Here is a 4916-nt window from a genome sequence, read left to right on the forward strand (position 1 = left end):
GTTCCAGCGTTTCGAGCCCACCCGCGAAGCCGACAAAGAATGGACCGCACTGGTCAACAGCATCGATGACGTCTCACTCTTCCGCTTCGCCGACTCTTGGTACAACGGCGCAAACATCCCCGGCAAGCACCGCCAGATGCTCCAGTGGCCCGGCGGCAACAGCGCCTACCTCGACCTCTGGGCAGCCGAAGCCAACGCCAACTACTCCAAGGGCCTCGAGCTCAAATGACCACCCCCACCCAAGAAAGAAGCGCCTGAGATGTTCCGTCATATCGTGACCGTGAAATGGAAAGTCGGTACAACCGACGCTCAGATCGAGGAGTTCGCAGCTTCTCTCGACGCCTTGGGCGCCGAGACGACGGACGTCCTTCGGTCCTACTCCCATGGTCCGGATCTCGACGTGAGGCCTGGTAGCGGACAATACGCACTGGTGGCAGACTTCGACGATGCCGAAGGTTGGCGTGCGTACGACGCGCACCCGGTTCACAGCAAACCGAAGTCGCTCCTAGGGACCATGGCTGAAGACGCTCTCGTCGTCCAGATCTCGCTGCCGGCGACGTCGGAGACTGCAGGATGAGTCCACAGGCAGCGAAGCTCTTCACGCCGATCCAAATTCGTTCACACACAGCGCACAACCGACTGTGGGTCTCGCCGATGTGTCAATACACCGCCGTCGACGGGACTCCGCAGGAGTGGCATCTCGTGCATCTTGGGTCGTTCGCCGTCGGGGGTGCCGGTCTGGTCATGGCCGAAGCGACCGCCGTCACCGCCGAGGGCCGGATCACACCGGGATGCACCGGTATCTGGAACGACAATCAGGCAGCTGTGTGGCGAACAATCGCCACCTTCATCGAAGAGCAAGGATCGGTTTCTGCAATTCAGCTCGCCCACGCAGGACGCAAGGCATCGACTCGACCACTGTGGGAGACGAACGAGACTGTCCCACTCGAAGAGGGAGGTTGGCCAACGGTAGGCCCTTCGGCTGAGCCTTACGGGCACTACGCGACTCCGCGAGCCTTGGCCGTCGAAGAACTTGCCAGCGTTGTCAGCGCCTTCGCCGCAGCAGCCGTGCGCGCTGAGAGTGCCGGATTCTCCGTCGTGGAAATCCATGCAGCACACGGATACCTGCTGCACGAGTTCCTCTCTCCGCTGGCCAACGTCAGGACTGATCAATACGGAGGTTCATTCGAGAACCGAGTGCGCCTCCTCCTAGAGGTTGTTGAAGCCGTCCGAGTTTCTTTGTCTGATGACACAGGGCTTTTCGTACGGCTGTCGGCGACGGACTGGATCGAAGACGGTTGGACTGTCGAGGAGACCGCTCGGCTGGCGCCCTTGCTCGAGGAACGCGGTGTCGATCTGATTGACATCACCAGTGCGGGACTCGATCCGCGTCAGCAAATCAAGTCCGGTCCCGGCTACCAGGTCGGACTGGCTGCTGAGGTGAAGAAGGCAGCAGCCGGACCGGTCAGCGCGGTCGGATTGCTGACGACACCGCAGGAGTTCGAAGACGTTCTCCAGCATGGTCACGCCGACGTCGTCTTCGTCGCACGAGAGTTCCTACGGGATCGCATGCTTCCGAAGCGGGCCGCCTTGGAACTTCAACAGCACGCCGAATGGCCGAAGCAATACGTCATGGCGAAGTTCCCGGGCGCCATCCCGTGAGTTCACCCAATCCCGGACTTGATTATCGACCGAGCCGGTGAGTCCGAACTTCCAGCACCATACCCCGCCCATTCGCATCACAAGTGGTAACGACGCGCTCCGGCTGCTTCGCCGAGAGCTGGAGCGCGTCGGGGTTCGGCGTGTAGCCCTCGTATATGGCCCCTCGATGAAGCGCCACGGCGATGCACTGGACTACGTTCGTGACGCCGTCGGTCCCTACCTCGCCGGCTCGTTCGAGCAAGTCGAGGCACGGAGCCCTGTACCCGTCGTCGAGGCTGCGCGCGACCTACTGCGAGACCTCCGTGCCGACGCCGTCATCGCCGTCGGGGGCGGCTCCGCCATCGTCAGCGCGCGCGCCGCGACAATCCTCCTCAGTGAGGACCAACCCGCACGCACGTTGTCGACGCAGCGTTCGCCAGACGGCTCGTGGAGGACGCCCCGTCTTTCTCGACCCAAGCTTCCACACTGGATTATCCCAAGCACCCCGACGACAGCAATCGCCAAGGCCGGCAGCGCAGTACTTGATCCGGACACTGGCGAGCGACTCGCTCTATTCGACCCCAAAACGCGAGCCCAGGGGATCTTCTTTGATTCGCAGATCGCGATGACCGCGCCCCCGGCCTTGACGCTTTCGGCGGGCCTGGACGCGTTCACGGGGGCGGTCGAGGGGCTCCAAGCCAACGCCGACGATCCGATTGCCGACGGCCTCCTCGCCTCCGCACTTGGCGCACTTGCCACTTGTCTGCCTGCGCTTAGATCGTCGCCGGACAATCCTGAGGTCCGCCTACGGCTCATGATCGCTGCCTTCCAATGCGGCATGGGTACAGACTTCACCGGCGGCGGACCGGCGCAGGCAGTTGCTCATGCGGCCGGACCGCGATCGCGAGTGTCGAATGGCTTCATCGAATCCATCGTCATGACGCGCGCCATGAAGTCGCGGGCCGTAGCCTTTGATCCCGGCCTGCGAAGCGTTGCCAACGTTCTCGGCGACCGCTTGACGGCCACCACCGAGCCGACGGAAATCGCCATCGCCAGAGTTACCGAGATCCTGGGACAGCTGGGCATACCGCTCAAGCTGCGCGACGTGGGGATCGACCCGCGATTCCTCGGTGACATTGTCGAAGAAGCCCGTGACGACTGGATCCTGAGGCAGCTCCCTCGCGAGACGCTCACCCAGGATCTAGAAGTCATCGTGCGAGACTCTTGGTGACGCTCACCTAACGGCTCGTGCCTCGCTGCTTAGCCGACTATCTGCACCACCACAGAGAGGAGCCCGATTCGCGCACCTTTAGGCGCCAGGTGAGCAGGGTGACGCAACATTCGGCTGACAGCGGCGTCAGGCGACGCCACATCCTGGTGGGCGTCGAACAGCGCATTGGCTCGGTAGGCCTCCTCGAACTCGGCGTCGGTGACCGGCTGCTCGAGCCACCGGTAGTCGGGCCGGCAGGCCAGCCCGAGCACCCGGCACGTCACCGCCACCGGCATCTGAAGGGGCGCGTCGGTGGCCAGTTCGCGGACGAGCGGTACACCATTTTCCCGGCAGGTTGGCCTGCGACAGATACGCAGCAGTCCGTCGCAGGACCTCGTTCTCCTGCTCCAGCAACCGAACCCTCTCGTGCAGCTCACGCTCGGTCGCCGGCTGGGCCGGGGTCACCCAACCGGACAGTCCTCGCGGTCGGCCTTAGCCAGCCAGTTGTCCAGACGTGACTCGCTGATGCCGAAGTCGGCAGCGATCTGCTTGAGCTGGACGCCCGGTTCGCGGTACCCGGCAACCCGGGTCACGTCATCGCGGAACTCCTTGGGATACGAGTTCGGCGCAATGCACATCCTCTCCTGCAGCACCTCTCAGCACCGCAGCGAGGTGTCACCTATCCGTGCAGCAGACCCCAAAGCCTGGGCACACTCCATGCATAGGCCGGGAGAAGGACCGCGGCGCAGATCCTGAGGGAGATCGAACCAGAAGACCCACAACTGTCGGGTAATGCCGCACAGCGTGGTCTTCTGTTCGACCCCGGCCGCGTGCCTATCACCCGACGGTTCGAGATGCTCAACCTGCCGCACGAGTCGCTTGGGGGTCGACGCCGTACCGAAATTCAAATCGCCACGAACCGACCTCAAACATTTCTGGGTCCGCGTCGAGCAGCCGAACACACGATCAAATGCAGGTCGCATGTTCCCCCGAAGAAAATCTCGACCTTCAACATCCACACAGACCCGTGAATAGCCTGACTTGGGACGCGCGGTAGCCCCGTCGGATTGGGGCCCGACGGGGCGGTTGCCCGTGATCGTCAGGCTGCGGGGTCGATGGTCACGGTGTGGCCGAGCTCCTCCAGCTGCTTGACCAGCCGGTGGGTGCGGGCTTCCTCGTTGCGTTTGACCAACCATTGCGGGCCGAGGTCTTGGTAGGGCTGGTCGCGTTTGAGGATGTAGTAGGCCGTCACCAGGATCGAGTGAGCGACCGCGACCTGAGCCCGGCGCATGCCACGTCTCTGGGTGATCCGCGAGTGCTGCACGGCCAGGTAGTTCTTGCCATGCATCCGGCCGACCGATCCGGCGGCCTCGACCAGCATCCCGGTCAGCCACTTGTTGCCGCGACGTCGCCCGGCCGGGGATCGTCTGCCGGCCGACTCATACATTGCCGGCGCCAAACCCGCCCACGACGCCAGATGCGCAGCAGTCGGGAACTTGGACATGTCGCCACCGGTCTCGGCGATGATGACCTGAGCGACCCGCGGACCAACACCGGGGATGGTCTGCAGCAGCTCGATCTGATGGGCCCACGGCTGACACGCCGACTCGATGACCCGGTCGAGCTCGGCCATCGCCTGCTCGACCCGGTCCAACCGATCCAGGATCGACCGGGCCAGCTGCGCATGATGGACGTCGAAGTTGCCCTCCAACGCCTGCGCCAGGTCCGGGATCTTCGAACGCATCTTGCCCTTGGCCATCTCAGCCAGCACCCGGGCATCGGTCTCACCGTCGATCAACGCAGCCAGCATCGCTCTGGCCGACACCGTGTTCAGCGACGACGCCACGGTCGAGAGCTTGATCGACGCGTCCTCCAACATCAGCTCCAACCGCACCGTCTCCCTGGTTCGGTCGCCATGCAGCTGGACCCGATACCGGGTCAGCATCCGCAACCTGCGCACCGGTGGTGGCGGCACGAACGACGGCGTCAACAACCCATGTTCGAGCAGCTGCGCGATCCACTCCGCGTCCCGCACGTCGGTCTTGCGACCCGGCACCGCCTTCAT

Annotated in this window: 7 protein-coding genes; 4 read left to right on the forward strand and 3 right to left on the reverse strand. The window is 63.8% G+C overall.

What is annotated here, in order from left to right:
• The 4 genes from AC1DVU_RS22300 to AC1DVU_RS22315 all read left to right on the forward strand — a co-directional run.
• A partial coding sequence (locus AC1DVU_RS22300; protein ID WP_476924662.1) for a hypothetical protein occupies nucleotides 1–229 on the forward strand: 229 nt, incomplete at its 5' end.
• Between the two features lie 30 nt (nucleotides 230–259).
• Complete coding sequence (locus AC1DVU_RS22305; RefSeq protein WP_476924663.1) at nucleotides 260–577, forward strand: Dabb family protein; 318 nt, start codon at nucleotides 260–262, stop codon at nucleotides 575–577.
• Nucleotides 574–1662, forward strand: coding sequence for an NADH:flavin oxidoreductase/NADH oxidase (locus tag AC1DVU_RS22310; RefSeq protein WP_476924664.1), 1089 nt, complete (start codon nucleotides 574–576; stop codon nucleotides 1660–1662). Before AC1DVU_RS22305 ends, AC1DVU_RS22310 begins: the two co-directional genes overlap by 4 nt.
• A 37-nt stretch (nucleotides 1663–1699) precedes the next feature.
• Nucleotides 1700–2872 (forward strand): iron-containing alcohol dehydrogenase family protein, encoded by a 1173-nt coding sequence (locus AC1DVU_RS22315; protein ID WP_476924665.1) that lies wholly within the window; start codon nucleotides 1700–1702, stop codon nucleotides 2870–2872.
• A 29-nt stretch (nucleotides 2873–2901) separates the two neighbouring features.
• Here AC1DVU_RS22315 and AC1DVU_RS22320 read toward each other — a convergent pair whose 3' ends face one another.
• The 3 genes from AC1DVU_RS22320 to AC1DVU_RS22330 all read right to left on the reverse strand — a co-directional run.
• Nucleotides 2902–3147 carry a hypothetical protein gene (locus tag AC1DVU_RS22320; protein ID WP_476924666.1) on the reverse strand — a complete coding sequence of 82 codons (246 nt, stop codon included), beginning with the start codon at nucleotides 3145–3147 and terminating at the stop codon, nucleotides 2902–2904.
• A gap of 165 nt (nucleotides 3148–3312) precedes the next feature.
• Entirely contained in the window at nucleotides 3313–3444 is a 132-nt protein-coding gene (locus AC1DVU_RS22325; protein ID WP_476924667.1) for a transposase, read from the reverse strand.
• A gap of 506 nt (nucleotides 3445–3950) precedes the next feature.
• Nucleotides 3951–4916, reverse strand: a 966-nt coding sequence (locus AC1DVU_RS22330) for an IS110 family RNA-guided transposase (RefSeq protein ID WP_476924668.1), incomplete at its 5' end; no start/stop codon positions are given.

Source organism: Aeromicrobium sp. P2_G6, assembly GCF_056403535.1.